Below are 25,687 nucleotides of genomic sequence, written 5' to 3'. Positions count from 1 at the left end.
CGGGCCGCGGGAGGGAGTTCGGTATGTCCGCGCCGATCGTGATAGCCGGTGCCGGCCTGGCCGGGCTGCGCACCGCCGAGGAGCTGCGCCGCGCCGGGTACGCCGGGGAACTGGTGGTTATCGGTGACGAGGCGCATGCGCCCTACGACCGCCCGCCCCTGTCCAAACAGTTCGTGCGCGGCGAAATCGACTCGACGCCGCTGCGCCCGCAAGAGTTCTACGGCGAGAAAGATATCGACCTTCGCCTGAAAACCGCGGCCGTAGGCGTGGACACCGCTGTCAAGAAGGTGCGGCTGGCCGACGGTTCGGCCGTGGAATACGAACACCTCGTGATCGCCACCGGTCTCACCCCGCGCAAACTGCCCGGCACCGAGGATGTCACCGGCGTCCATGTACTGCGCAGCCACGACGACGCCGTCGCCATCCGTGCGGGCGCGCGGGCCGCCGAGCACGCGCTGATCATCGGTGCCGGATTCATCGGCTGTGAACTCGCTGCCAGCCTTCGCGCGGAGGGGCTGTCCGTGGTGCTGGTGGAACCACAGCCCACCCCGCTGGCCGGTGTGCTCGGCGCGGAAGTCGGCGAACTGGTGGCCCGCCTGCACCGTGCCGAAAAGGTCGATCTGCGCTGCGGTATCGGTGTCGACACCCTGCTGGCCGATCCGGACGGCCGGGTCCGTGGTGCCCGGCTCGCCGACGGTTCGGAAGTGCCGGCGCAGCTGGTGGTCGTCGGGATCGGGTCCCGGCCGGTCACCGACTGGCTGGCCGATTCCGGGATTGAACTGGCCGAACCCACGGCCGGTGGCGGTGTGTTCGCCGACGAGGCCGGGCGCACCAGCGTGCCCGGAGTCTGGGCGGTGGGCGACGTCGCGGCCTGGCGCACCCCGACCGGCGAGCACCGCCGGATCGAACACTGGACCAATGCGGGTGAACAGGCCAAACTGCTCACCGGTGCGCTGCTGGGCGTCGAACCACCGAGCACGCCGCAGGTGCCGTACTTCTGGAGCGACCAGTACGACCTCAAGATCCAGGCCCTGGGCACGCCACGCGCGTCCGACGAGATCCGCATCCTCGCCGACGACGGCCGCAAGTTCCTCGCCTACTACATCCGCGAAGGCCGGCTGGCCGGTGTGGTGGGCGCCGGTATGACCGGCCGGGTGATGAAGATGCGGGCCGCGATCGCCGCGGCCGCCCCGGTGGAGGAACTGCTCGGCGCCACTCAATAACCTGTTCGGTGTGATCGTCGCGCTCATCGATTCGGGTTTCGGGCTGCTGCCCACCGCAGCGTGGCTGCGCAAGCTGCGCCCCGATGTGGATCTCCTGCTCCGGTTGGACCCGGACGGCGCGCCGTGGGGTCCGAAACCGCAGGAGTGGGTTGTCGACCGGGTGGTGTCGGCCGCGCGTAGCGCGCGGGATCTGGGCGCGGAAGTGGTGGTGCTGCCGTGCAATACCGCCAGCGTGACCGCGCTCGAACAGGTCCGCGCGGATCTGGGCCCGCAGGTGCCGGTGGTGGGCACCGTGCCGGCGATCAAACCGGCGGCCGCGGTATGCCGCGCGGTCGCGGTCTGGGCGACCGCGGCGACCACCGCAAGCCCGTACCAAGCCGATCTGATCGCCCGCTTCGGCGGCGACGCGACCGTTACGGGTGTGGCCTGCCACGGCCTGGCAGAGGCCGTGGACCGCGGCGATATGACCGCGATCCGCGCCTCGGTCACCGATGCCGCCGCCCGCACACCCGCCGACGTCGAGGGCGTCGTACTCGGCTGCACCCACTACCCGCTGGTCGTGGACACGATCGTCGCCGCGCTGCCGGAAGGCGTCCGGCTGTTCGACAGCGCCCAGGCCGTCGCCGCGCAAACGGTCCGCCGGATGGACGAGCTGGGCAACCCGGGCAGTGGAAACGGCACCGTCAGCGTCTACCTCAGTGGCCGTCCGGGCGAACTACCTCCAGGCGCCGCCGCCTACGAATCCGGCCGGCTCCTCGGCGCGGGTTAGCGCCGCCGAGCGGCCCACCGTGTTCGTCTGCCCCATCCCACCCAGCGCTCATCACCATGCCTCCCCTCTTCGGATACTCACACCCCACGGGTGGGGCCCGCCCGGTTCTGGAGCGACGGAGCGGGGGAGTGAAGCGGAGGAGCGGAGGAGTGAAGAACCGGGTTGATAGGGCCCCGACCTCGAGCCGCGGAGCGGCTCCAGAGTTACAGCCCCCGAAGCCGCCTTCAACTCTCAGAACTGGATGCGCAGACGATCCGTAACCGGCCGCGCCTGGCAGCCGAGGATATAACCGGCCTCGATGTCCTCGGGATCCAGAATTTCGGCGTTCTCCATTTCGACCTTGCCCTCCAGCACCGTGCAGGCGCAGGATCCGCATTCGCCTTCCTGGCACGAATAGGGCACATCGAGACCTTTGTCGAGCATGATGTCGACCAGGGTCTGTTTCCGCGGCCAGCTGAGGTTGTGGACCTCGCCGTCCAGTTCCACTTCGACGGTGGCCGCGTCGGCGGCTTCCTCCGCGGAGATCTCGAGGGGCGCGCTGTCGGCGAAGGGGTCGCCGGCGAGGGAGTTGAAGATTTCGGCGTGGGTCCGGTTGCGCGGGACACCGAGTTGGCCGAGGGCGTCGTGGACGCCGTCCATGAACGGTTTCGGTCCGCACATGAATGCTGCGTAGCTGGTGTAGGGCCGGAACAGTTCGGCGAGCGCGGCGACCGTCGGCAGGCCCTGGACGGTTTCCAGCCAGTGCAGGACGACCAGCCGTTGCGGGTTCTTCTCTGCCAGCTCGCGTAGTTCGGTGGCGAAGATGACCGATTCGGGGTCGCGGTTGGCGTAGAAGAGCACGATCCGGCCGGTGCCGCGGTCCAGCGCGGATTTGAGGATCGACATCACGGGGGTGATGCCGCTGCCGCCGGCGCAGAGGAGCAGTTCGTCGTCGAGGTCCTTGGGGGTGAATACGCCCGAGGGCGGAAGGACCTCCAGTTCGTCGCCCGGTTTGATGTTGTCGCAGAGCCAGTTGGAGCCGTATCCGTCTTTGGTCCGCTTCACCGTGACCTTCGGCAGGTCGTCGGTGAAGGGGGAACTGGCCAGCGAATAGCATCGCGCCACCGACCCGGTGCGGTCGCTGGGGATGCGCAGGGTGAGGAACTGGCCGGGCTGGTAGTTGAACTTTTCCCGGGCCTGCTCCGGTACCTCGAAGACCAGCGAGCTCGCGTCGGTGGTTTCCGCGATGACCTGGGCGACCCGGAGTACGACGGATCGTGAGCCATGGGGCACTTCGACGGTGGTCATCTCGTCCTCTCGACACCTGGTGGCCGTTGGCATCCGCCTACGGCAAAACTAGAACGTGTTTCAATTTTAGCCTATGCCGGCTGCCTGTTGTCGAGTGAGCTGACCCTCGAGTCCGGCGACCAGCACGCCGACCCCGAAATCGTAGGAGTATTTGCCGCGCAGATCGGGCAGGTATTCCATTGCGCGGGCAACTCGCTCCGGCATCACCACATCGGGTGGGGTGTCGAGATTGCGCGGATTCACCCGGCGGCGGCCGAACAGGTAGGTGTGGATGGTCGCGTAACCGGCCAGGACGTTGCGGTCCTCGAAGCCTGCCTCGTAGAGGATCTCCATGATCGCGGCGATCAGGTCGAGCTGTTTACCGAGCATCTGCTCGATGAGAATGTCACCCAGGCCGGGGTGACGGCGCAGGCGTTCGTCGATCTGAGCGAGTAGATCGATCAGCCGGTCCTGCCATGTTCCCGACTCGGGTGGAGGTTTGCGGACCCCGGCGAGCGCGGCCGTGGCGACCAGGTCGAGTAGTTCACGCTTATCGGCTACGTAGTAGTAGGGAGCCATGGGGGAGACGCCCAGCTCGCGCGAGAGCCGCCGCATGGATAATTTCTCCACCCCATCGGCACGCACGACCCGGAGTGCCGCCTCGACGATCTCCGTCTCCGAGAGGGTGCTGCCGTTGCCGCCCCCGCCCCCGCTCGTCTGCATTCGCACGACTCCCATTGCCACCTCTACATGCTGGGCGGCATGCGCCCGTCACGTTCTGTTCAGCTGCTTTTGCCCCCGCAGTCTAGAGGTCGCGTTCCGGCGTGAGCGTCCACATTACTCGAAAACCCTTTCTTTTTGTCAGTGTATGACGTTATGGTGTGACTGCGGTCGCATCCGGCGACCGCAGCGCCGGCACTGTGCCACGGCTCACCGGCGGTATCCGACGCGGTACCGCGGGACAGCGTCGTGGCAGCCCCTGGCCGGCGCAGGCGCCAATCAGTGGAGGTAGCCATGGCGGACAACCGTTCCTTCGGACCGGCAGAAACCGATCACCGCGGACCGATCGGCACAGTCGAGAACCAGGTGAGCGAGGACGCTCCCATCGTCGAGGAGACCTTGATCGAAGAGGTGTCCATCGACGGTATGTGCGGCGTCTACTGATCGGGCCGGAGATGCTCGATCTGGAAACCCGCTGGCAGTTACATCCCCGCGTGGCGTTGCGGCCGGAACCCTTCGGTGCGCTGCTGTACCACTTCGGGACCCGCAAACTGTCCTTCCTGAAGAATCCGCGGATCGTCGAGATCGTGCGCTCCCTGCCCGGGCACACCTCGGCCCGCGCGGCCATCCGCGCCGCCGGTATCGGGGATTCCGCCGCCGATCCGTATGTGCAGGCACTGGCGAATCTGGCCGAATCGGACATGATCCAGCAAGCACCGGAAACGGCCGCGCTCGCCGAGACCGCGCCGTTCGCCGGTGTCGGTCCCGCCGATCCGGCGGTCCGGCTGGTGGATCGGTTCGAATCCGGGCTGGCAGCACCGATCTGTCTCACCTGGGAACTCACCTACGCATGCAACCTTTCGTGCGTGCACTGCCTGTCCTCCTCGGGCCGGCGGGATCCGAACGAACTCAGCACCGAGCAGTGCAAGGCACTGATCGACGAGTTCCAGCGGATGCAGGTGTTCTACGTGAACATCGGTGGCGGTGAGCCGACCGTGCGCCCGGATTTCTGGGAACTGGTGGACTACGCGACCTCCCACGATGTGGGCGTGAAGTTCTCCACGAACGGTGTGCGTATCACCCCGGAGGTCGCGCAGCGGCTGGCCGCGAGCGACTATGTGGACGTCCAGATCTCGCTGGACGGTGCCGATGCCGAGGTGAACGACGCGGTCCGCGGGCCGGGGTCCTACGATACGGCGATCCGGGCGCTCGAGAACCTGGCGAACGCCGGATTCAAGGACGCGAAACTGTCCGTGGTCGCCACGCGGCACAATATCGACCAGCTCGACCTGTTCAAGGAGATCGCCGATCGTTACGGCGCCACCCTGCGGCTCACCCGGCTCCGGCCGTCGGGTCGCGGTGCGGACGTCTGGGACGAACTGCATCCGCTGCCGGAACAGCAGCGGACTCTCTACGACTGGCTGGTCCGCAACGGCGAAGGTGTGCTCACCGGCGATTCGTTCTTCCACCTCTCCGCATACGGTGAGGCCCTGCCGGGCCTGAACATGTGCGGGGCCGGCCGGGTGGTGTGCCTGGTGGATCCGCTCGGCGACGTCTACGCCTGCCCGTTCGCGATCCACGAACGGTTCCATGCCGGAAACGTCGTCACCGACGGTGGTTTCGCCACGGTGTGGCGGGACTCGGAGCTGTTCAACGAGCTGCGGGAACCCAGCGGTGGGGGTGCGTGCACCAAATGCGCGCACTACGACTCCTGCCGCGGCGGCTGTATGGCGGCGAAGTTCTTCACCGGACTGCCCGCCGACGGACCGGACCCGGAATGCGTTCAGGGTTACGGGGAAGCGGCGCTGGCCGACACCGGGCGGATCATCCCGCGTCCGGCGGTCGACCATTCGCGCAAGAGCACCCCGCGCCGGCAGCGTTCGGGTGGACCCGTTCCGCTGACGTTGCTGCCTCCGGCGAAACGTCCGGCTCGGGCCTGTGACGAGAGCCCGCTCGTGTGAGAATTATTGGATGACACCCGCCCTGGGCAACGGTAGCCGGATCGTTGCCCAGGGCGGTTCCTTATGTCCGCGCTATCGTTCCGGTGACCTATCTCATGACTGTGTCCACCGCTGTTCGGCAAATTTCTCCCGAACGAAACACTTTTTCCCGGACTGCTGATGTCTCGTAACGAATCGGCAGTTACCATCCGTGGAATGCGCCATGATCGCCTGCCCGACGGATTCGGGGTGCGGATCGACCCACGGGTACGCGCATACTCGGGGGGACGCATCCTTATCGGTGGCTCACCCGCTCGTTTGCTGCGCCTCGCTCCCGAGGCCGCGGAAATGATCGGCGACGGCTACCTGGAAGTGAACGGCCCGCAATCGGCGGTGGTTGCCAGACGGCTACTGGATTCCGGTGTCGCCAACCCCCGGCCGCGGCTGCTGCCGAAGCCGGAGGACGTCACCGTCATCGTTCCGCTGCACAACAACCCCGACGGTCTGCAGCGGCTCCTGGGGACCTTGACCGGCCGCACGGTCATCGTGGTCGACGACGGTTCCGACGAACCGGTTCAGGTGCCCGACGAACACGGCCGCCGGTGCCAGGTGAAGGTGCTGCGCCACGAACAGCGGCGCGGTCCGGCCGCCGCCCGCAATACCGGCCTGCGTGCCGCCTCCACCCAATTCGTGGCCTTCCTGGATTCCGATGTGGTGCCGCGTAGTGGCTGGCTCGAGGTGATGCTGGGGCATTTCAGTGATCCGCAGGTGGCGCTGGTCGCCCCGCGGATCGTCGCACTGGACCCGGAATCCACCACGCTGGCCCGCTACGAACACACCCGCTCGTCGCTGGACCTGGGCCGGCGGGAATCGGCGGTGCAGTCCGGCGGTGTCGTGTCCTATGTCCCCAGTGCGGCGCTGCTCGTCCGGCGTACGGTTCTCGAAGCCGAGGGCGGTTTCGACGAAAGTATGCAGGTGGCCGAGGATGTCGACCTGTGCTGGCGGCTGGAACGCGCGGGCTGGCGGCTGCGCTACGAACCGGCCGCGCATGTGGCACACGACCATCGGGTCTCGTTCCGCGAATGGTTTCGCCGCAAACTGTTCTACGGCACCGGCGCCGCGCCACTGAGCCGCCGGCACGCCGGGAAGGTTTCGCCGCTGCAGATACCCAAGTGGACCGCGCTGTCGGCGATATTCCTCGCGACCCGGAACCGCTGGGGAGTCCTGGCCGCGGTATTCACGCTGCTGGTGCCGCTGCGCCGGTTGCGGATCGCGTTCGCGGGTGTGGACAACCCGACGGGGGTCGCGGCGATCTATGTGGCCCGCGGTTTCTTCGCCGGGTTGTGGCGGCTGTCCTCGGCGATGTTCCGTCACTATTGGCCGATAACCCTTGCGGCGATGCTGTTCTCCCGCCGGATCCGCCAGACCGCGCTGACCCTGGCACTCGCCGAGGGCGCAGTCGACTGGTACACCCACCGTGAGCCGGGCGGTCTGGACCCGCTGCGTTATATCGCATTCCGGCGGATCGACGATATCGGGTACGGCACCGGGCTATGGCTGGGTGCGTGGCGGGCGGGCAGCCCGGCCGCTCTGAGACCCACCGCCCCACCCCGGTAGGGGGCCGGGCACCATGGTGGACACGCTGATCATCGGTGGCGGAAGTGCCGGTTCGGTGCTGGCCGCGCGGCTCAGCGAGGATCCGGGGCATACCGTGCGGCTCGTGGAAGCCGGTAGCTCGCGCCGGTCGGCGGCGGATTTCCCGCCCGAGCTCCTCGACAGTGCCGCGCTGCCGGTGAGTGCCGACGCGCCGTGGTTGTGGCGGTATCCCGTGGCGTTCACGCCGGAACTACCGGGCCATACCGTGCGCGGTCGGGGGATCGGCGGTTCGGGCGCGGTGAACGGCTGCTATTTCATCCGGGCCGCGGCGCGCGATTTCGCGGCCTGGAGCCGGGAGGCGGGCACGCCGGCCTGGGATTTCGAGGAAGTGCTGCCGTTCTTCCGGTCGCTCGAGAACGACGAGGACTACGGCGATCACGCCGGGCACAGCCGGACGGGGCCGGTGCCGGTCCGCCGGATCACCCGGCCCAGCCGGCTGGCCCAGGAATTCGCCGCCACCTGCCTGGACCTCGGTTTCGGCGAGGTACCCGACTGGAATTCGATGCCCGGCGGGCCGGATACGGGCGTCGGTCCGGTGCCGTGCACGATCGGCCCGCCGGATTCTTCGGGCCGGCATCGGCGCATCGGCCCCGCGCATTCCTATCTCCTGCCCGCGCTGTCGCGTCCGAACCTGATCATGCGCGGCGACACCCTGGCGATCCGCCTGCGGTTCGAGGGGAACCGGGTCGTGGGGGCGGAGTGCCTGGTCGAGGGGAAACCCGAGACGATCCATGCGGATCGGGTGGTGTTGTGCGCCGGCGCGATCGAATCCGCCGCGCTGCTCCTGCGTTCCGGTATCGGGCCCGCCGATCAGCTCGCCGAGCTGGGGATTCCGGTGGTGGTCGCGGCGCCGGTCGGCCAATGGACGGTCGACCACCCCGAGATCGGTATCGAGTACCGGCATCCGGCTCCCGCGGGTGGTGTGGTCCCGCTGGAATATGTGCTGGCCTTCGACGATATCGAGATCCGTCCCTATACGGTCGCCTTCGCTCCCGGGGTGCATCGGATGGGCGTCACCCTGATGCGGCCGACCAGCTCGGGCCGGCTCCGGTTGACCGGCGCCGACCCGTTCACACCACCGCTGATCGAACAGGGTTATCTCACGACGGCCGCCGATCGCTCGCGCCTGCGGGCTGCCGTGGGATTGGCCGGCAAAATCCTGGACGTGATGTCGGCGCACTGGTCCGGTGGGACGGACGAGGGCGCGATCTCCGATCACTGGCTGTACGAACGCCTCGGAACCTCGCAGCATCTGGCGGGAACCTGCCGGATGGGCCGACACGATGATCCCCGGGCGGTGGTCGACGAGCGCTGCCGGGTGCACGGTGTGGAGGGCTTGTCCGTGGTCGATCTCTCGGTGGTGCCGGTATCCCTCAGCCGAGGGCCGCATGCGACGGTGGTTCTGCTCGCCGAACGCGCCACAGCGCACCTGCGCTGAGTCCACCCGGGAAGCACTGGCGCACTGGTTGTCTCGAACGAACTGCGCGGTATTCGGTACACATACCGGCTACTGTCGCGCTAACGGTCGAACGGCCGGACCGTAGGCAACGGGCAACGATGCAGCTCCGCCGGGTGGCGCGACCCGTTCGGCTACGGTACTTTCCTCCGGTGCGGTACGCCGGTCGGGTGCCTCACCGCCCGGATAGCCTGTTCCGCCGCGGCCACGAATCCCGGCCACGGACCGCCCGCCCGCGGGTGCGGCCACCGGCTTTCGCCGCACCCCGACAGCCTGCGCCGGGACAACCGGTCTGGTAGGTGAGCTGTATCGGTCGGGGATACAGCTCACCGGGTGGGCGCGGCGAAATACCAAGTGGCGCCGCGCAATATTGCGTCTCCATTTTCGACACCCCGGCCCGATCTCCCCGGTTATCTCCCGCCGAGCAAGTACTCTGGTCCCTCGGGAGGCCTGCCGCGGCAACGCGATCCGGCCCCCGGGAATCCGCACCCGGCGCCGAACACCGGGGAAGGTACGGCGCCGGTGCGGAAGATCCCAGCGAACTTCCCGCGACCCCTTTGTCCTGCGACGATCCGGTCTATCGACCGCCGAGGCCGGACAGGGTGACACCGCGGACGAACGCCTTCTGCGCGATCGAGTAGACCAGCAGCAGCGGAAACAGGATGAGTATCGACGCGGCCATCAGCACCGGCCAGTTCGACACGTACTGACCCTGCATCCATACCAATCCGAGGGTGACAGTGGAGATGTCCTCGCGCTGGATCATCACCAGCGGCCACAGGAAATCGTTCCAGACGTTCACCCAGGTGAGTACCGCCAGCACCATGACCGCCGGTTTCGCATTGGGCAGCAGCACCCGCCAGTAGATCTGCCACGGTGAACAGCCGTCGAGTACCGCGGCTTCTTCGAGTTCGGCGGGCAGTGTCCGGAAGAACTGCCGCATCAGATAGGTGCCGAAGGCATTGCCGAACAGGCCCGGCACGATCAGCGCCCAGGGCGTATCCGCCCAGCCCAGGGTGCGGATGAGCAGGAACTGCGGAACGACGGTCACCGTGAGCGGGACCATGAGCGTCGCGAGATAGGCCACGAACAGAACCTCCCGGCCGCGGAAATGCAGCCGGGCGAAGGCGTACCCGGCCAGCGAACAGAAGAAGACCTGTCCGGCGGTGACACATCCCGCGTAGACGACGGTGTTGAAAAACATGCGGCCGAACGGCATCAGCTCGAAAACCGCTCCGTAGTTGGACCACTGCGGATCCCGGGGAAACAATGCCGGGGTGGTGACCTCGGACTGTTTCTTCAGCGAACCCGACAGTGCCCACAGGATCGGCAGCAGCGCGCACCAGGCCATCGCAATGAGGGCCAGGTAGAGCGCCGCCGCCCGGCCGAAAGCGCGGGTCGGCCGCCACCGGACCGGCATCACGCGTCCGTGGCGTTCTTGCGCGAGAACCATACGTGCGCGCCGGTCAGGGCCAGCAGTACCACGAAGATCAGCCACGCGATGGCGGAGGCATAGCCGGCGTCACCGAACGCGAACGCGTTCTGGAAGATCATGATGCCGAAGACGTAGGTGCCGGTCTCGGGGCCGCCGTGGCCGCCCGTGAGTACATAGATCTGGTCGAAGGCCTGGACCGCGTTGATGATCGAGACCACCAGGACGAACGACAGCGCACCCCGGATCATGGGAACGGTGATGGATACGAACCGCCGGACCGCGCCCGCGCCGTCGATTCTCGCCGCCTCGTAGAGATCGTCCGGCACTCCCTGCATCGCGGCGAGCAGGACAACCGTCGCGAACGGCACGCTCTTCCACGTGGTGACCAGGCAGACCGAGACCATCGCCCACCACGGGTCCACCAGCCAGGGCACCGGCCCGATTCCGGCCCAGCCGAGCATCGTATTGAGCAACCCGTTGTTGGTATCGAAGACGAAACGCCAGATCACCGCCATCACCACACTCGACACCGCCAGCGGCAGGAACATGACGGCCCGGAAGAAGGTGATCCCCTTGATCCGCCGGTTCAGCGCCGCGGCGACGACGAGGCTTATCGCCACGGTCGGTAGCAGGGTGCCGAGGGTGAAGACGATGGTATTACGCAGGGCGATGGCGAACAGCGGGTCGGCGGTGAGCAGCCGGCGGAAGTTCGCGAGCCCCGTGAACCGGATCGGGCCGAACAGATCCCATTCCTGAAAGCTCAGATAGAGCGAGAATCCCAGGGGAAACAGCAGGAATACCAGCACAGCCAGCAGATTGGGGGCGATGAACAAGCGCGCCGCCCGAGCGCGGCGAACGGCCAGCTCCGAGGGTGGCCGCGCCGGGGCAGGTTCGGGCGTGGGTGGTTTCGCGCGGACGGCCTTCTCGGTAGCGGTCATTGGTTGCGCAGTACCTCATCGGCTTCGGGAGCGAGTCGGTTCTTCAGCGATACAGCGGGCCTGGTACCGCGGAGCACGGGACCCAGATAGCGATCCATCAGAGCATCGATCCGCGCCCACGCCGCGGTGACCGGAAGCGGTGCGGAGCGCGCCGGTCCCTCGACGAGAATGTCCAGGTTCTCGATATCCCGATGGGCTTCGGCGAACCCGCGCGACCGCACCGCGGATTTCCCGGCCGGTACGAACAGCCCGGACTCGGCCACAACGGCCTGCCCGGCCGTTCCGGTCGCGAACTTCACGAACTCCCAGGCCTGTTCTTTTCGCGGGCTGTCGGCGGATATGGCCAAGCCCGTGGTGCCGATATTCGACCTCGCCCCGTGACCGTTCGGACCCACCGGTAGCGCGGTGATATCGAAATCGAGCTCCTCGGCGGACGAAAAGGTCTGGTAGCGCCAGTGCCCGCCCAGGGCGAGCGCCGCCTTGCCCTGGGTGAACAGGTCCATGGTCGAAATCGACTGTTGATCGGCCGGGGTGGGCGCCACTTCGTGCCTGGTGGCCAGGTCGGCGTAGAACTGAATGCCCTCGAGGAAGGCCTCGTCGGCGAAGGCCGTGCGGTCCGGTACGGTTTGCGGGCTGGCCCATTCGGCGCCGTTATTGATGGCGAACAAACCGGCCGAATAGTAGGGCACCCAGGTATCGGCGAAACCCCACTGCCCGACCCGGCCCGACCGCTCACGTTCGGTGAGCGCCCGGCAGATATCCAGGAATTCGGCGAAATTCCAGGCATCGTCCCAGCGCGCGGGCGCGCGGAGTCCGGCGTCGTCGAACAGTTTCCGGTTGTAGAACAGGAAGTTCCCCGACCATTGCTCCGGCAGTGCGTACTGCCCGCCTTTGAATCGGAAGGTGTCGTACAGCGCCGTGACACTGTCGTCTTCCAGTTCGGCGGCGAATACCGGATCGCGCGCGAGCATGGTGTTCAGGTCCAGCAGGACACCACGGTCGGCGAGCCCGGCATAGGTCTGTTCCCAGGCCATCAGCACGTCCGGGCACTTTCCGCCGGCGCAGAAGGTGAGCATCTGCTGCATGGGATCGGGTCCGGACAGTAAGGTCCGCACCCGGATCTCGGGGTACCGGCGGGCGAACTCGTCGATCACCCGCTGCCGGCCGTCGGCCTCGTCCGGGTTGGCCTGGAAGAAGAATGTCAGCGCGTCGTCCTCGCCGCCGCATCCGCTCAGCGGCGGAACCGCCAGTGCGGTGCCGATGCCGCCGGCGATACGCAAGAACTCGCGCCGGCCGACAGCCGGTCCATGCTCCTGCACGCCGCGTCACCTCGTTCCTGCGCCCGGTCGCGCAGAATCGTCCGGATCGGGAACTGTGGATCTTGTACCGGTGCGGGTTCGCTACGGGGCCGGTACCAGCAGATTGTCCAATGCCGGACGGTGAATCGACCCGAACGACTCACCCGGACCTCACCTCGGCGAGTCTTGCGCACAGTCTGTCCGGGGTGGCGGCCCAGCGGCAGGTCAGATGAGCTTCTTCTGTTTCTGGATGCGGCGGCGGACATCGGCCATGAGGGCGTGGCTGCCGCCGTGGCGGAGGAAGCGGGGGATGAAGCGGTTGACGAAACCTACGAAGAGGAAGAGGTTTTCGAAGCGTCGCTGGTCGGCGGCGGTCCAGTCGACCTGCATCTGTTCGCGGAAATAGGGGGCGAGGAAGCCGATGGTGAGGAAGCGCAGCAGACTGCGGAACGGGATGCGCAGGTACCAGTGGATCATCCGCAGGTTCAGCAGATCGTCGAGGTAGGCGCGGACGTACTCGTCGAGGACGGCTTCTTCGCATGCCCGGTTCCAATACTCGTCGAACTCGGCACGGGTGGCCGGCCACATATCCTCGGTGACCTGCAGGGTGGTGCCCAAGGAGGACGAGGAGCGGTAGAAGGCCTCGTTCTGTTCGGGGCTCATCTTTCCGGCGAGCAGCTGGTAGGTGTCCTCGAAACCGATGTACAGGCACGCCGCGACCCAGAGTTGCAGCTTGCGGTCGAAGGCGTTGTATTTCACCGGGGCGCCGGGTTCGGAACGCACCTGCCGGTGGGCCCCGTTCACCGCCTCACGGAAGGCCTTCTTCTCCTCGTCGTCGCCGAGGATGGCGACGGCCAGGTACTGGGTGGTGGTGCGGGCACGCTTCCAGGGGCGCTTCATCAGCGAACCCGATTCCACCTTGCTTTCGGCGACGCCGTAGCCGACGCCGGGGTTGGCCATCTGCATGATCACGTTCGCGGCGGCGCCGGCGAACTGCCAGAAGTCGAGGGCGTCGGTGAGTTGCAAGGGGCGTTTGGTGAAGGGGCGATGGGTGGTGCCGATCCGGATCCGGGTCTGCTCGGTGGTCAGCGGCAACTGATTTCCCGGCTGCCGGCCGTGCAGGCTGTCGGGTTGCCAGGAGTGTGCTGCGGCGGTCATGAGTGTCCTTCCCCAGAGATCCGGTGTGGTCTAAGTTACTCCAGATTCTTTCAACAGTCACTTGGCATGAAGGAACAGTCGCTAACTTATGTCTACTTGATCTTGTTGGTAAACATACCTAGAACAGGTGTCAAGCCCTTGTCGGCGACCAGGAATCTTTGCGAAAACCTTCCGCGGTGACGTGAATCGTGCGTAACATACCGCTCCGACCCGACCGTCTCAGACGTTCCCCGGTGGGGAGGGCACGTAGCGGCCGGACAAGGAAGGAGCCCAGCATGCTCAAACGGCTGGATCGCATATTCAGCTATGAGATGAAGGTGTCGGAGTTCCTCGGCACCCTCATCATCCTCGGAATCCCCTACGGAATCATCGGAATCGTCTGGACGCTCACCCACACCTCGCATCTTCGCGAGATGCACGGTCTGGACGTGGTCATTTCGTTCCTGGGCTCCATCGTGTGCTGGCCGGTGCTCACCTTCTCGAACGTGACGATGACCTGATGATGGCGCTGGTATGGCTCATCGACATCGTGGTGATCGTCGTCAAGATCCTCGGAGGGCGGACGAAAGTGAATCCGGTACTGCGCTTCGGGTTGTGGCTCGCCCTGCTCTGTGTCCTCGCCGCCGGTCTCGCCGTCGTGGGCGCCGGGTTCGTGCTGCTCCAGCAATACCTCAGCGGTGATCTCGATACGACCGGACCGGAACTGCCATGGTGACGACCGGAAAGAACGAACCCGAGCAGCGCACCGACCTCGAACAAGCCCTCGACGATCTGAAGGGCCTCTGGCAGCGCCACCCCCAGCGCTCCCTGGAAACTCTCGGGCGTCAGGTCACGCTGGGCCGGGAAGCCGTGGTGGAGACGCTGAAATCCATCGCCGCCCGCCGTTTCCCCTTCGCCGAATTCGCGAAACAGTGCGGGTTCATGGCCAATGTGTCGGCCGCGCCCACCATTTTCGTCGCCATGCCGATCGCGGTCGTGGTATCCATCCAGATCGGTGCTCTCGTCAACCAGGTCGGCGCCACCACGTTCATCGGCGCAGTCGCGGGCCTGGGCATCATCCGCCAGGGCGCCCCGCTGGTGACCTCGCTGATGATCGCGGGCGCGGTCGGTTCGGCCATCTGCGCCGACCTCGGCTCGCGCACCATCCGGGAAGAAATCGACGCGATGATGGTGATGGGGGTCAACCCCGTCCGGAGACTCGTGGCGCCACGGCTGGTGGCGGCCGTGGTGGTGAGCATGCTGCTCTGCGGATTCATCGTTTTCGTCGGATTCGCGACCGCCTACATGTTCAATGTCTACGCCCAATCGGGTACGCCGGGATCGTTCATCGGCTCGTTCGCCTCCTTCGCGGTCGCCAACGATATGGCGGTGGCGCTGGTCAAATCGGCGATCTTCGGGGTGCTGACCGCGATCATCGCCTGCGATATCGGCCTGCACGCCAAAGGCGGGCCCGGTGGGGTGGCGAATGCGGTGAACTCGGCGGTGGTGTCGTCGGCGCTGATGCTGTTCGCCACCAACATCATCATCACGCAGGTGTACAACACTGTCTTCCCGACGAAGGTGATCTGACGTGGGCACTCCCTATACGCCGCCGGCGCTCAAACCGGTCCGGATGGTGGCCTCCGCGGCGGCGGTACCGGTGGACGCGAACCGGCGGCTGGGCCACCAGGGGATCACCTTCGTCCAGGCGCTGATCGCGATCCCGTTCGTACTGAAGCACTATCGCAAGGAAGTCCTGCGGCTGACCGCCGATGTCGGGTGGGGCAACGGATCGCTGGTCGTGGGCGGCGGCACCGTCGGCGTGGTGATCATTCTGTGCGGTTTCGGCGGAATCACCGTGGGAATGGAGGCGTTCAGCGCGCTCAACCTGTTGACCATGGGTCCGCTCACGGGCGCGATATCCGGGTTCGCGACCACCCGTGAGTTAGCGCCGATTCTTGCCACCCTCGCCTTCGCGATCCAGGCGGGCTGCCGATTCACCGCACAGCTGGGATCCATGCGGATCGCCGAGGAGATCGACGCGCTGGAATCCATCGCCATCCGCCCGCTGCCGTATCTGATGACCACCCGGATGATCGCGGCGACCCTGACCATCATCCCGCTCTACAGCGTGGGCCTGGCGGTGGCGTACCTGGCCACGAAACTGTCGGTGCTGCTGCTGGGCGGTACCTCCGCGGGCACCTACGACCACTACTTCTACCAGTTCCTCCTCGGCCCGGACCTGTTCTTCTCGCTGCTCAAGGTTGTGGTGTTCGTGCTGCTGGCCACGTTCATCCAGTGCTACTACGGCTTCTTCGCGGCCGGCGGCCCCGAAGGCGTCGGGGTGGCGGCCGGGCAGGCCATCAAGATGGTGATCGTCGTGATGGTGTTCGCGAATCTGTTCTTGACACTGGCGATCTGGGGTATCGACCCCGGTTTCCGGATTTCGGGGTGAGGTGTCGATGATCGTCGATCACAGCGGCCGGGGGCCGCGGCCGTGGCATATGACCGTGGCGGGCCTGGTGATGCTGACCGTTCTGGCGGTGCTGCTGGGTCTGCTCGGGCTGCGATACACGGGTCGTTTCGAGGACGTCGTCCAGGTGCGGGCGGTGCTCACCAGTACCGGGGACGGACTGCCGGAGCGCGCGGATGTGAAATTCCGGGGCATGGTCGTCGGGGCGGTATCCGCCGTGGATGTGGTGGCCGCCGGGAAACGGCAGCGCGTGGCCATCGATCTGGATTCCCGGATCGCACCGACCATTCCGGACAATGTCACCGCGCGGGTCGTCCCGAACAACCTGTTCGGGGTCACCGGTATCGAACTCGTGGACAACGGTGTCACACCGGGCCGCCTGACCACCGGCGCCGAGATCGCCGAGGACACCAGCGAGGGCACGGTCCAATTGCAGACCACACTCACCGTGCTGCGGGACGTGCTGGACAAGATGCAACCCGAAAAGCTGGGCCGGGTACTGGCGACCTTCTCCGAAGCGCTCGATCCCGGGGCACGCGCACCGGGCTCGACGATCGAACGGCTGGACACCTGGGTCACCGAGGTACGCAATATCGACGGCGTCGGGGAATTACTGGGCGACCTCGGCCGCGCGACCACCGCACTGAGCGAATCGGCGCCGGAACTGGTGGGGGTGCTGTCGGAATCGGTGACCACCGCGCGCACCGTCACCGAACGCCGGGAAAACCTCATCACCATGCTCGCCAACGCCAGTGGTGCCGTGGACTCGGTGAACAGCCTGTTCGCCCGGAACCCGGACGCGGCCAAGGAGTTGGTGCCCGGACTCGACGGCCTGTTCGGATCGCTGGCACAGGATCCCGAGGCGATCCCGACGTCGGTGGCCAACCTCAACGCCGCACTCGGGAAACTGTCGGGTGCGTTCGGGTGGGGCGCGCAACGGCAGATGCGCTGGAGCCTGGATGTGTCGTTCACGCCGTTCCAGCAGTACACGGCGAAAGACTGCCCCCGCTACGGGGAGATGGCCGGTCCGCGCTGCGGTGGTCCGTCGGTGCCGCAGGTCGCGCCGGTACAGCAGTACCCGCCGAACCTACTGCCCGGCTGGCTGCCGGGTGCGGGCCCGAAACCGCAGCTACCCGGGCCGCCCGCACCGGTACAGATGCCCGCGCTACCGCAGATCCCGGGGTTGCCGGCACTGCCCGGTCTGCCCGCGATTCCGGGAATCACCGTGCCACTGTTCCCGGTGCCTGCGGGACCGCCGGGGCCGCCGGGACAACCCGTACCACCGGCGCAGCCGGGACAACCGGGACCGCCGGTGCCCGCGGCGGCGCCGGCCGGTCAGCCGATCGCCCAGTTGCGCGGGCACGCCGCCGTCGCCGCGCTGCTCGGCCGCCAACCCACCACATCCGAATTACTGCTGCTCACACCGGTGCTGGCGGGTGGCACGATCGACGTCTACTCCGAGGGGGCCGCCTGATGCGCCTGGCGCGGACAATAGCCGGTTTCAGTATTTTCGCGGTGATCGCGATCGTGCTGACCTACACCATCTGGTCCACGTTGCAGCGTTCGGTGCCGGGGGAGACCGAAACCTATTCGGCCACCTTCACCGATGTGATGGGCGTGCGTATCGGCGACGATGTGCGAATGGCCGGTGTGCGGGTGGGCCGGGTCGACGCGATCGAATTCGAACCGGATTACAAGGCCCGGCTGGTGCTGCGGGTCGAGGAACGGCAGCGGCTCACCGACACCACCAAGGCGCTCGTGCGGTACCAGAACCTGATCGGGCAGCGGTATATCGCGTTGTTGCCGGGCGAGGAGAAAGGTGCGGAGGTCGCGCCGGGTTCGCATATCCCGGTGGAACGCACGGAGCCGTCCTTCGATGTTTCGGCATTGCTGTCCGGGTTCGAACCGTTGTTCAGCGTGCTGCAACCGGACCAGATCAATTCATTGTCCGACACGCTGGTCCAGGCGCTGCAGGGCGACGGGGTGTCGCTGAGCGCGCTCATCACCCAGGCCGCGGAACTGGCCACCACCTTCGGTGAACGGGACGAGATCCTGGGCGCGGTGATCACCAATCTGAGCAGTGTCATTGCCGGGCTGGCCAACCGTAGCCAGGAACTGGAAACACTGATAACCCAGACCAGAGGCCTGATGGACGCGCTGTACGCCGAGGGCGAGACCCTGAAGGCTTCGGTGGATACGGTGGCCCGTTCCACCGATTCGCTGACCGGCCTGATCAGCACGGTCAAACCGGATATCGCGCTGGCGCAGGACGAGGCGACCACCGCGGTGGAACTGCTGCTGCTCAACGGCGCCGCGCTGGACCAGGCGGCGATCGAACTGCCGACCGTACTCAACGGCCTTGCCCGGTTCACCGGTTACGGCGCCTACGGCAACGCCTATATCTGCAACCTCGACGTCTCGCTGTGGGGTGTGCTGTTCCCACCCGGACTGTTCTCCCAGATCGGCGGCAATTCGCAATCGGAGGTGTGCCGCTGATGGTGAGATTACGAATACCTTTCGCGAAGAACCGTTTCCTGTGGCAGGGGTTGATCGCCGCGGCTGCGGTGGCGCTGCTGCTCATCGGATCGAGTGTGGTCTCGCAGATGCGGTTCACCGACAAGACCGTGGTCGCGGAATTCGCGCAGGCCGCGGGTATGCGGGCGGGTGCCACGGTGGACGTTTCGGGGATCGAGGTCGGCGAGGTGCGGGCGGTGCGGCTGGCCGGCGACAAGGTCGAGGTCGAGATGAAGATCAGCCGGGATATCCGGGTGGCCACCGACGCCCGCGCGGCGCTCGAGATGTCCACCATTCTCGGCCGGCTGCATATCGAACTGATCCCGGGTGCGGGTGCGGAATCGCCGGACAACCGGATTCCGCTGGCCAATACGGCCGTTCCGTACAACCTGGCCAAAGTGATCCAGGACCCGGCCTACAAATCGTCGTTCGAGCGGATCGAGCGGATCGACCCCGGCAAACTGCGGCAAGCCCTGGATGTGTTCTCCCAGCAGATGGGTGATTCACCGGAACTCGCCGTGACCGCCCTGGATTCGATCGGCTCGCTGGCCGAGGTGATCAACGCCCGGCGTGACGAGGTCGACCTGCTCCTCAAGAGCATGGACCAGGTCTCGCAGCTGGTGGCCGATAACCAGAACAGTGTGCTCATGCTGCTCACCCGCGGTGAGGCGATCGGCAACGCGGTGGCCGTACGCCAGGACATGCTGCGACGTCTGCTGGACAACGTCGCCGCGCTGTCGGGGCTGCTGCGGGATATGGGGCTGGAGAACAACGGCCAGCTCGGCCCGCTGATCCAGAATCTCGACACCATGACGCAGGGCCTGGAGAAGAACAAGGACAACCTGGACAGGCTGTACGAGATCATGCCGGTCACCCTGCGCCAGTTCAACAATGTGCTCGGCAACGGGCCCTACGCCGATGTGTGGGCGCCCTGGTTCCTACCGGACAACTGGCTGTGCTTCGCGCAGGTCGTCGAGGGGTGTGGCAAATGAGGCTGCGGAGGATCGCGCGTGTGGTCGCGGCCGGAATCGCCGGACTCTGCGCGGCCGGCTGTGCGGTACTGCCCGACAGTATCGCCGGGCTACCGGAACAATATCTGGGCGAACATATCCGGGTCAGCGCCGATTTCGAGAACGTGGCCGGACTGTACGCCGGTAACGAGGTCGCCGTACTCGGCGTTCCGGTGGGCCGGGTGGAAACCGTGACCCCGCGCGGTACCTATGTCGAGGTCACCATGGCCCTCGACAAGGATGTCGAGGTACCTGCCGATGCGATGGCCGCGCTGATCTCCCCGCAGCTGATCACCAACCGGCACGTCGAACTCGCTCCGGCCTACAGCGGTGACGGACCCACGCTCACCGACGGTGCACATATCCCACTGGAACGCACCCGGGTGCCGGTGGAACTCGACCGGATCCTGGAGAACTTCGACCAGCTCGGCGCCGCGCTCAAAGGCGATAACGAGGTCGGGCCGCTGGCCAGCCGGGTGCTGTTCCCGCTGCTCGAGGGGAACGGCGACCGGCTACGCGAAACGCTCGACGATCTGTCCGCCGCATTCGAGGTGACCTTCGCCAACAAGGACCAGATCGCCAACACCATCATCAAGCTGAACGAGATCACCCAGGTCGTCGCCCAGAACGACCAGACCGTCCGCGATTTCAGCGCCCGCCTCACCGAACTGGTGCAGTTGATGGGTGAGCAGTCGCCGGGGCTGCACGCGGTACTCGTGCAGTTGAACGATTTCGTCACCAACACCTCGACGCTGGTCGGGCAGAACCGCGACCAGCTCGCCGGTGCGCTGGAGCGGTTCGTCACCATCACCGCCCAGATGCGCGCCAACGCCCGCGGACTCACCGAACTGGTGGATGTGGGCCCGCTGTTCTTCGACAACCTCGCCAACGGTGTGAGCCACGAACACCGGGCCTTCCGGGTGCACGCGCTGCTGGACAAATCGCTGCTGGACAACGAGGTGCTGTCCACCTTCTGCGAACGGATCCAACTGCGCGCCGACGGGTGTCGCACGGGCCGGGTCCAGGATTTCGGCCCCGATTTCGGGATCACCGCCGCGCTGCTGGGGATGACGCAATGAGGTGGATACGCGGTGGGCTCGTTGCTCTGATGTTGACGGGGATGCTGGTGGTTTCGGGGTGTGGAGCGGTGACGGTGCAGGAGATACCGATGCCCGAACCGGGGATCGGTGGTCCTGGATATACGGTGCGGGCCCGTTTCGAAGACGCGCTGAACCTGCCGGACCGGGCGCATGTGAAGATCGGCGGCACCGATATCGGGGTGGTCACCGATATCTCCACCACCGATTTCGTGGCGGATGTGAACTTGCTGATCCGCGAGGACATCCGGCTGCCGCGCGGGACCACCGCCGAATTGCGGCAGGCCACCCCGCTCGGTGATGTCTTCATCGCCATGACGCTCCCGCGGGAGGATCCGAACGCGGCTCTGCTCGGTGAAGGCGATGTCATCGATACCGACCACACCGGTGCGGGTGCCTCGGTGGAAGAGCTCATGGTGTCGGTATCGATGCTGCTCAACGGCGGTGGGTTGAATCAGGCGGCCCGGATCACCGCGGAAATGGATTCGATGTTCGCCGGGCGCGCCCCGCAACTGGCGCATCTGATCACCGAGATGACCCAGGTACTGGGCGCCCTGAACGCGCGGACCGCCGATATCGACGGTGTGCTGCACGGGGTGAACGTACTCACCGGTGAACTGGCCGCGCGGAAACAGGAATTGGGACAGGCTGCGGACACTTTCCCCGATCTGCTGGGCTTGGTCGCGGAGAACAACCGCGATATCACCGCACTGATCCAGAAGATCTCGGTGACCATGTCGGCGCTGGGCGATTTCACCGATACGACCAACCCCGAATTCATCAGCCTGTTCGACAGTATCCGCCGGCTCATGGGTGGATTCACGGCCATGGGCGATAACCTGCGGCAGACACTGGACGGGTTGCATGCCCTGTATCCCTCGCTGGAACAGTCCTTCGAAGGGCCGACGCTCGCTGTTGCGGCGCGAGTCTCCTACCTGAGTATCGGTGCGCTCACCGATCCGACCAAGAGCCGGCTGCCCGACGGCACCGATGTGCCGGCCTTCATCGGCAGCCTCGCCCAGGTATTGCAGAAGATCCAGGGCCGGTTGACCAGCCCGCCGCAGCCTGTTCCGGCACCGCAGGAGGCCCCGCGATGAATATTCCGTTGTGGAACTGGCTGGTCCGGCACCGGATCAGGGTCGCGAATATCGGGCTCGTGGTGGTGCTGATCGCCGGGTGCGGATACCTCGGCGCGGAAGTGCTGCGGATCAACCTGCTACCCAACAGCACCTACCGGGTGACCGTGGCACTCGCGGGGTCGGGCGGACTGCTGGCCGACCACGATGTGAATTTCCGCGGCACGCGGGTGGGCCGGGTGGCCGATGTCCGGGTTTCCGATACCGGGATCGAAGCGGTCGCCGAAATCGATTCGGGGGTACGGATTCCGGTCGGCGGCACGGTGGTGGTCGGACGGCTGTCCGCGGTGGGTGAGCAGTACCTGGACTTCCGGCCGGATTCGGATACCGGCCCCTACCTGCGCGACGGTGACCGGGTGGAGGTCGACCGCACCCATATCCCGGTGACGGTGCATTCGCTGCTGTCGAATATGAGTGCCATGATCAGCGGTCTCAATCCCGACCGGCTCACGGTGATCGTGGACGAACTGGACAAAGCTCTGGCCGGGGGACCGGACCGGTTGCGCAATATGATCTCCGGGATCAGCCGGGCGATGGCCGGACTGGAAAATCTGCTGCCGCAGACCCGGCAGCTCATCGAGAACCTGACGGTGATCGCGGAAACCACGCAATACGCGCAACCCGATCTCGGCACCCTGACGGGTTCGGCGAGCGCGCTGTTCCAGCAACTGACCGCCGCCGACCAGGAAGTACGGCAACTCTTGGACCTGGCGCCCGGGCAGCTCGCCACGCTGGGCGGTTTCATCGACGAAACCCAGGACCCGATCACCGATCTGGTCACCAATTTCCTGGCCATCACCCGGGCCGCGAAACTACGCCGGCCGGCGATCGCGGCCTTGTTCCCGGCTCTGCGGGCGGGTACTTCGGCGCTGAATGTGCCGGTACACGACGGGATGTTCCACACCCTGGTCGATATCTGGCCGCGCCCCACCTGCGAGTACAACACCATTCCACTGGTCCCCACCGAACCGGTGGCCGATACCCGGGTTCGTCTGTACAACTACTGCGTCACCAACGACCCGGCCCTGCAGGTGCGCGGTTCGGCCAATGCGCCGCGGCCGAATGTTCCCGACAACACCGCAGGCCCGCCGCCGGGAGTCACCGGTAACGAACTGTCCCGTCCCATCCCGGGTCGTTAGGAGAAGACGAGAATGACCGATAAGCCCGCCGAACCCGCCGGAAAGCCGGACGACGAGCCGAAACCGGTGACCGGCGAAACACCCGCCGCCGATGCGGTGGCGAGCGCGGCTGCGGACGATACGGCGTCAGGTGCGGATTCCGTGAGTTCGGCGACCACGACGCCCGAAACGGCAGCGACCACAGAGCCCGACCGGGCCGATCGGGCAACTTCGGAAGGCACCGGGCCGGCGCGGTCCGCTCCTTCGGCGGGCGAATCGGCAGGATCAGCAACGGCAACGGCGAACACAGAGGCCGAAGTGCCGGAGACCACCGACAGCGATACGGCGCCGAGCGACCCCGTTACGGCGGGGGTGGGCCCGTCGGAATCGACTGCCCGGGCACCGGAAAACGGTTCGGCGGCGGCCGGATCGGCTCCGGAGCACGGTAAGACCGTATCGATGAAGAAGCTGCTGGGCGGGCGGCGCACGAGCGGATCCGGTGGTGCGCCGGAACGGGCCGGCTCGGGATCGCGGCCGCGCGTACTGCTCGGGGCGCTGGCCGTGGCGGTTCTGCTGTTGATCGGTGCGGTGGGGGTCGCGGGGTATCTGTACGTCGAAGAGCGGGACAAGGCCGAAGTGCTGGCCGCATACGACGAGGTGCGGCAGGCGGCGTGCCGGTACGCGCCGGTGCTGGCCAACTACGACGCGAAAAATCTGGAACCGTATTTCTCCGCTGTCCTCGACGGCGCCACCGGCGACTGGAAGAAGGAATTCGAGACCACCACCACCGAACTGCGCGAGGCGCTGGCGGCCGGTCAGGTCGTTTCGACGGCCGGGGATATCCAGTGCGCGGTGAAAACCGTGGACGCCGGTTCGGCGGAGGTCGTGGTGGTGATCGGGCAGACCATCACCAGTCTGGGCACCCAGGGACAGCCCGCCCCGGGGCAGCTGGCCATGGTGATGCGGATGCAGAAAACCGACGGCCGCTGGCTGGTCGATCAGATGACCTCACCGCTGGCCGAACCGGTGCAGTGAACGCGGCGCCCCGGCCCGGCTCAGTTTGCGCCGGGGCGGCCGTAGAGGACGGTCTGCATGAGCAGCGTGACCCGTTCCTGGGAGGCGATGGGGACGGTGCCGAAGGATCGTCCGAGGTCGACGACCAGGGCGAAGGCAGCGTGTACCAGGAACCGCGCCTGCGGACCGGACAGATCGGGCCGGACCTGGCGTACCAGCCGGGCCCATTCGTCCACGCTGAGCCGCTGAACGTTACGCAGCGCGGCGCGTTCCTCGGCGGGGACGTGCTGGAACTCCGTGTAGTACACGAAGGTGAGTTCCCGTTCGGCGAACGAACCGGCGACATACTGGTCGATCAGCGAATCCAGCGCCTCCCGGGGGCCGGCGGCGGATGCCACAGCCGGGCCGATGGCACTCGATACCCGTTCGGCTGCGCGCCGGAACGCGGCAGTGAGCAGATCGCTCTTACCGCGATAGAAGCGGTACACCGCCGAGGCCGCGGAAAGCCCCGCGGCAGTGGCGATATCCTCCACACTCACATTGGGATAGCCGCGGGCGTGGAACAGTTCCACGCCTTTGCGCAGCAGCAGTTCGTGTTTGAACGATTCCGGTATTTCCACCGGCGGTGCGGGCGCGGTGTCCACCGGTGGTGGCAGGGTGACATCGGCAAGGCCGGTGCAGATCGAAACCAGCAGGGCCACAAGCGGTTTGTTGGGTAGTGCCGCATGGTGATCGGCAATGCTCGTGATAGCCGACAGCAGCGATATCGCCAGCACCTTGCGGTCGCCGTTGCGTAGCCCGGGGGAGTACGCGGCGAGCCGGCCCTCCAAGGCATCCAGCACCGCTTTCTGCTGCTCGGCGCGGACCTCTCGATCCGCCGGCTCCAGATAGCGACCCTCCCAGCGCACCAGCGCGACACTGGCCCGATTGGCGACGGTGACCGCGCTCAACGCCTCGAGGACCTGTTGCAGCGCCTGCTGCGGTGGCAGGTCCGCGGCGGCGGCCGGCAACCGGACGGATTCGGCCATCGCCCGGCCGACCCGCAGCGATTCCTCCTGGAACAGCGCGTACTTGCTCGGATAATGCCGGTACAGTGCGGCCGAACTGATCCCCAGGCCGCCGGCGATATCCTCCATGCTCACGCCGTGGTAGCCGAGGGATCCGAAGGCGTTGGCCGCCGCGGCGGCGATCTGCGCCCGCCGGTTCTTCGGCCGGCGCCGCACCGGGCGCGCGGGGAGATCCCCCGTGTTCTTGCGGGCGTCGGCGCCGTCTCCGGCCAGGTCGTCGCGGCCGCGCACGCGCACCGCGGGCGTGGACGGCCGGGCCCGGCTGTTGTCGACGCTCATCCCGTAATCCTATCGTCGGCCGACCGGCATCCATGTCCCGCACCCCCGGTCAGGGAGGTATTCCGCCCTGCTCGGGCCGCGCGTACCGCCGGTGGGCGAGTTCGCGACGGGCGGTGGCCTGTCGCGAACTCGGTGGTTGAT

At 66.6% G+C, this 25,687-nt stretch carries 24 protein-coding genes; 17 read left to right on the top strand and 7 right to left on the bottom strand.

Annotated elements, in window-relative coordinates:
- The first annotated feature begins 23 nt into the window (after nt 1-23).
- Complete coding sequence (locus ON22_RS22785) at nt 24-1,223, top strand: NAD(P)/FAD-dependent oxidoreductase (protein ID WP_033246934.1); 1,200 nt, start codon at nt 24-26, stop codon at nt 1,221-1,223.
- A gap of 10 nt (nt 1,224-1,233) precedes the next feature.
- The gene (locus ON22_RS22780) at nt 1,234-1,992 is read left to right on the top strand and encodes a glutamate racemase (protein ID WP_033246933.1); all 759 of its coding nucleotides are present in this window, start codon (nt 1,234-1,236) and stop codon (nt 1,990-1,992) included.
- 231 nt (nt 1,993-2,223) lie between these two features.
- On the opposite strand, the gene ON22_RS22775 is transcribed toward ON22_RS22780, so the two are convergent.
- Both ON22_RS22775 and mftR2 read right to left on the bottom strand, forming a co-directional pair.
- A complete protein-coding gene (locus ON22_RS22775; RefSeq protein WP_033246932.1) occupies nt 2,224-3,279 on the bottom strand; it encodes a ferredoxin--NADP reductase in 1,056 nt (351 codons plus the stop codon).
- A gap of 66 nt (nt 3,280-3,345) precedes the next feature.
- Entirely contained in the window at nt 3,346-3,996 is a 651-nt protein-coding gene (gene mftR2, locus ON22_RS22770; RefSeq protein WP_231508756.1) for a mycofactocin system transcriptional regulator MftR2, read from the bottom strand.
- Nucleotides 3,997-4,272: 276 nt separating this feature from the next.
- On the opposite strand from mftR2, the gene mftA reads away from it, so the two are divergent.
- The 4 genes from mftA to mftG all read left to right on the top strand — a co-directional run bounded on the left by mftA (nt 4,273) and on the right by mftG (nt 9,012).
- Nucleotides 4,273-4,422, top strand: coding sequence for a mycofactocin precursor MftA (mftA, locus tag ON22_RS35315; RefSeq protein ID WP_063820641.1), 150 nt, complete (start codon nt 4,273-4,275; stop codon nt 4,420-4,422).
- Nucleotides 4,423-4,433: 11 nt separating this feature from the next.
- The gene (gene mftC, locus ON22_RS22765; protein ID WP_081595774.1) at nt 4,434-5,939 is read left to right on the top strand and encodes a mycofactocin radical SAM maturase; all 1,506 of its coding nucleotides are present in this window, start codon (nt 4,434-4,436) and stop codon (nt 5,937-5,939) included.
- Between the two features lie 195 nt (nt 5,940-6,134).
- Nucleotides 6,135-7,535, top strand: coding sequence for a mycofactocin biosynthesis glycosyltransferase MftF (gene mftF / locus ON22_RS22760; RefSeq protein ID WP_033246931.1), 1,401 nt, complete (start codon nt 6,135-6,137; stop codon nt 7,533-7,535).
- 13 nt (nt 7,536-7,548) lie between these two features.
- Nucleotides 7,549-9,012, top strand: a complete 1,464-nt coding sequence (gene mftG, locus ON22_RS22755) for a mycofactocin dehydrogenase MftG (RefSeq protein WP_033246930.1) — start codon at nt 7,549-7,551, stop codon at nt 9,010-9,012.
- Nucleotides 9,013-9,607: 595 nt separating this feature from the next.
- Here the strand turns inward: mftG and ON22_RS22750 are convergent.
- The 4 genes from ON22_RS22750 to ON22_RS22735 all read right to left on the bottom strand — a co-directional run bounded on the left by ON22_RS22750 (nt 9,608) and on the right by ON22_RS22735 (nt 13,859).
- On the bottom strand, nt 9,608-10,450 hold the full coding sequence (locus tag ON22_RS22750) for a carbohydrate ABC transporter permease (RefSeq protein WP_033247031.1): 843 nt from the start codon (nt 10,448-10,450) through the stop codon (nt 9,608-9,610).
- Nucleotides 10,450-11,403, bottom strand: a complete 954-nt coding sequence (locus tag ON22_RS22745) for a carbohydrate ABC transporter permease (RefSeq protein ID WP_081595772.1) — start codon at nt 11,401-11,403, stop codon at nt 10,450-10,452. Before ON22_RS22745 ends, ON22_RS22750 begins: the two co-directional genes overlap by 1 nt.
- Entirely contained in the window at nt 11,400-12,722 is a 1,323-nt protein-coding gene (locus tag ON22_RS22740) for an ABC transporter substrate-binding protein (protein WP_033246929.1), read from the bottom strand. Before ON22_RS22740 ends, ON22_RS22745 begins: the two co-directional genes overlap by 4 nt.
- Before the next feature lie 204 nt (nt 12,723-12,926).
- Entirely contained in the window at nt 12,927-13,859 is a 933-nt protein-coding gene (locus ON22_RS22735; RefSeq protein ID WP_051157962.1) for an oxygenase MpaB family protein, read from the bottom strand.
- 275 nt (nt 13,860-14,134) lie between these two features.
- Between ON22_RS22735 and ON22_RS22730 the strand changes: the two genes are divergently transcribed.
- From ON22_RS22730 to ON22_RS38105, 11 genes are read left to right on the top strand one after another with little or no spacing between them, the layout of a single operon-like run.
- Entirely contained in the window at nt 14,135-14,359 is a 225-nt protein-coding gene (locus ON22_RS22730; protein ID WP_033246928.1) for a hypothetical protein, read from the top strand.
- Nucleotides 14,359-14,574: a hypothetical protein gene (locus ON22_RS22725; protein ID WP_033246927.1), complete on the top strand. Its 216-nt coding sequence runs from the start codon at nt 14,359-14,361 to the stop codon at nt 14,572-14,574. Before ON22_RS22730 ends, ON22_RS22725 begins: the two co-directional genes overlap by 1 nt.
- Nucleotides 14,568-15,428, top strand: a complete 861-nt coding sequence (locus tag ON22_RS22720) for an MlaE family ABC transporter permease (protein WP_033246926.1) — start codon at nt 14,568-14,570, stop codon at nt 15,426-15,428. Before ON22_RS22725 ends, ON22_RS22720 begins: the two co-directional genes overlap by 7 nt.
- Before the next feature lies 1 nt (nt 15,429).
- Nucleotides 15,430-16,293 (top strand): ABC transporter permease, encoded by an 864-nt coding sequence (locus ON22_RS22715; RefSeq protein ID WP_033246925.1) that lies wholly within the window; start codon nt 15,430-15,432, stop codon nt 16,291-16,293.
- Between the two features lie 7 nt (nt 16,294-16,300).
- The gene (locus ON22_RS22710) at nt 16,301-17,785 is read left to right on the top strand and encodes an MCE family protein (RefSeq protein ID WP_033247028.1); all 1,485 of its coding nucleotides are present in this window, start codon (nt 16,301-16,303) and stop codon (nt 17,783-17,785) included.
- Entirely contained in the window at nt 17,785-18,807 is a 1,023-nt protein-coding gene (locus ON22_RS22705; RefSeq protein WP_033246924.1) for an MCE family protein, read from the top strand. The genes ON22_RS22710 and ON22_RS22705 overlap by 1 nt, the downstream gene beginning before the upstream one ends.
- The gene (locus ON22_RS22700; RefSeq protein ID WP_033247027.1) at nt 18,807-19,817 is read left to right on the top strand and encodes an MCE family protein; all 1,011 of its coding nucleotides are present in this window, start codon (nt 18,807-18,809) and stop codon (nt 19,815-19,817) included. The genes ON22_RS22705 and ON22_RS22700 overlap by 1 nt, the downstream gene beginning before the upstream one ends.
- A complete protein-coding gene (locus tag ON22_RS22695) occupies nt 19,814-20,914 on the top strand; it encodes an MCE family protein (protein ID WP_033246923.1) in 1,101 nt (366 codons plus the stop codon). The genes ON22_RS22700 and ON22_RS22695 overlap by 4 nt, the downstream gene beginning before the upstream one ends.
- A complete protein-coding gene (locus tag ON22_RS22690; protein WP_033246922.1) occupies nt 20,911-22,029 on the top strand; it encodes an MCE family protein in 1,119 nt (372 codons plus the stop codon). The genes ON22_RS22695 and ON22_RS22690 overlap by 4 nt, the downstream gene beginning before the upstream one ends.
- A complete protein-coding gene (locus ON22_RS22685; protein ID WP_033246921.1) occupies nt 22,026-23,207 on the top strand; it encodes an MCE family protein in 1,182 nt (393 codons plus the stop codon). Before ON22_RS22690 ends, ON22_RS22685 begins: the two co-directional genes overlap by 4 nt.
- A gap of 12 nt (nt 23,208-23,219) precedes the next feature.
- Nucleotides 23,220-24,221, top strand: coding sequence for a hypothetical protein (locus tag ON22_RS38105; RefSeq protein WP_231508753.1), 1,002 nt, complete (start codon nt 23,220-23,222; stop codon nt 24,219-24,221).
- 20 nt (nt 24,222-24,241) lie between these two features.
- Here ON22_RS38105 and ON22_RS22675 read toward each other — a convergent pair whose 3' ends face one another.
- Nucleotides 24,242-25,546 carry a TetR/AcrR family transcriptional regulator gene (locus ON22_RS22675; protein WP_081595771.1) on the bottom strand — a complete coding sequence of 435 codons (1,305 nt, stop codon included), beginning with the start codon at nt 25,544-25,546 and terminating at the stop codon, nt 24,242-24,244.
- Nucleotides 25,547-25,687: the final 141 nt, after the last annotated feature.

It is taken from the genome of Nocardia carnea NBRC 14403 (assembly GCF_000308515.1).
GTDB lineage: Bacteria > Actinomycetota > Actinomycetes > Mycobacteriales > Mycobacteriaceae > Nocardia > Nocardia carnea.
Note: the sequence above shows the minus strand (reverse complement) of the source record. Positions and strands in the feature narration are given on the sequence as shown.